The 2,299-nt window shown below is 58.6% G+C and carries 1 protein-coding gene; it reads left to right on the top strand.

From position 1 onward, the window contains the following. The coding region (locus PMI17_RS12545; RefSeq protein ID WP_238541543.1) for an Ig-like domain-containing protein at window positions 1-2,299 on the top strand (2,299 nt) is incomplete at both ends.

Genomic DNA, 2,299 nt, shown 5'->3' with positions numbered 1-2,299 from the left:
GTGATTGATGAAGCGGGTAACAGCAGCGGCGAACAGCCGGGTATCGACTTCACCGTTGACACCTCGCGCCTGGACGTCTCTATCACCCACGTAGCGGATGATGAAGGCAGCATTACCGGCAACATCGCCAGCGGCGGTAAAACCGATGACACCACGCCAACCGTACACGGTCGTGCGACGCCTAACAGCATCGTCACTATCTACGTGGACGACGTGGCAATCGGCACCGTGCGCACCAACGCGTTCGGCTTCTGGGAACAGGAACTGGCGCTGACCGAAGGCACCTACGCCATCAAGGCCAGCGTGACCAACGCCAGCGGCACCACCACCACCAACGAGTTCGAGCTGGAGATTGACACCACTGCACCAAACCGCGCCGTCATTGACCGCGTAATGGATGATGTGGGCGCCGATCAGGGCAACGTGCCAAACGGCGGTAAAACCGACGACAACACGCCAACCGTAGAAGGCCGCGGCGTACCGGGCGATATCGTCACCGTGTATGTTGACGACATTCCACAGGGCACCCGTGTAGTCCGTGAAGATGGCACCTGGAGCTTCACGCTGCCACCGCAGGAAGATGGCGTTAAGCAGATCTCGGTCAGCTTCACCGATGACGTCGGCAACGAAGGCGAGCGTTCGGATAACTGGGAACTGAATATTGATACCGTGCCACCGGCCGGTGCCATTACTGCGGCAACCAACAACAACGATCCAGCAGACCTGGTCGACGTACCAGACAACGGTTACAGCAACGACACCACGCCGGTGATCAGCGGTACCGGTGAAGAGGGCGCCATTGTTCATCTGTATGACCAAAATGATCGTCTGTTAGGCAGCGCAGTGGTAACGGGCGGTGTATGGCAGATTGAGACCATCGTTCTGACTGAAGACACTTACACCTTGCGTGCTGAGTTTGATGACGGTGTCCACAAAGCCACCAGCAACGAGTGGGTGATCACCATTGACACCACGCCACCGGGCGCAGGCACCTTTACCGAGATTCTGGATAACTTCGGTACCACTACCGGTCCTGTGACCAGCGGTATGGTCACCGACGATGCCACGCCAACGCTGAAAGGCACCGGCGAACCGAACAGCTGGGTCTTCATCTATAACGGTGCAGATACCACCAACGTGTTGGGCTCTGTTCAGGTCGGAACTGACGGTAACTGGGAGCTGGAACTGGCAACGCTGCCAGACGGCCCATACAACTTTGAAGCGGTGTTCCGTGATGAAGCGGGTAACGTGGGCGGTCGTACCGGCTCATGGCCAATCATCATCGACTCCTACGTACCAGGCATTCCGGGCACTGGCCCTGGCGGCGCGCTGGAAGGGGCTTACGATGATGTTCCGGCTCACGTCGGCGTGATCGGCGACCTGACCAACGATAACCGTCCTGAACTGGCGGGTGGCGGTCTGCGTAAAGATGACATCGTAAACATTTACGATGAATTCCCGGCAGGCACCAAAACGTTGATCGGTACCGCGATTGTCGATGAAAACGGTAACTGGACCTTTACCCCGGAAGTGGGTGACGAGCTGCGCGATGGCGAACATAGCTTCACCATCATCGTCGAAGCCACCAACGGTAACGTCAGTCCGGAAAGCGATCCGCTGGAGTTTGAAGTGGACACCACGCCACCACCCGCACCGGTAATCACCGCGATTACTGATGCCGATGGTCCGGTCAGCGGCGGCAGCACGGCCGATCCGTTCCCAACCATTAGCGGAACGTCTGAGCCAGGCAGCACCGTCTACATTTATGACCAGTATGACAATCTGCTGGGTACGGCGACGGCCGGTGATACCGCGCCAGGTAACTGGTCGTTCACGCCATCGCGTCCACTGCCGCAGGGTGAGTTGATCCTGACTGCAGTAGCAGAAGATAAAGCCGGTAACACCGGTGCACCATCTGCGCCAGAAACGCTGGATATTATCTCGGGTGGTGAAACGCCTGACATTACCATCACCGGCGTCTATGACGACGTGGCGGCACACACTGGGCTGATTGAGAAAGAGGGTCTGAGCAACGATCCAACGCCAACCCTGCGCGGTACCGGTCCTGTTGGCACGGTCGTGCATGTGTTTGACGACAACCTGGGCCTGCTGGGCACCGCCACCGTTGACGCTGATGGCCGTTGGGAACTGGAAGTCGGTCCGCTGGCCTCGGGCGACTACAACTTCACCGCACAGCCGGAACTGGCTGACGGCAGCCTCGGCGATGCCACCGGCGAATGGCCGATTGTTATCGACGTGGATGCGCCTGCTAACGTAGCCGATCTGTCACTGTGGGATG

It is taken from the genome of Pantoea sp. GM01, assembly GCF_000282675.1.
Lineage (GTDB): Bacteria > Pseudomonadota > Gammaproteobacteria > Enterobacterales > Enterobacteriaceae > Pantoea > Pantoea nemavictus.
This window is presented reverse-complemented; position numbering and strand designations above follow the sequence as displayed.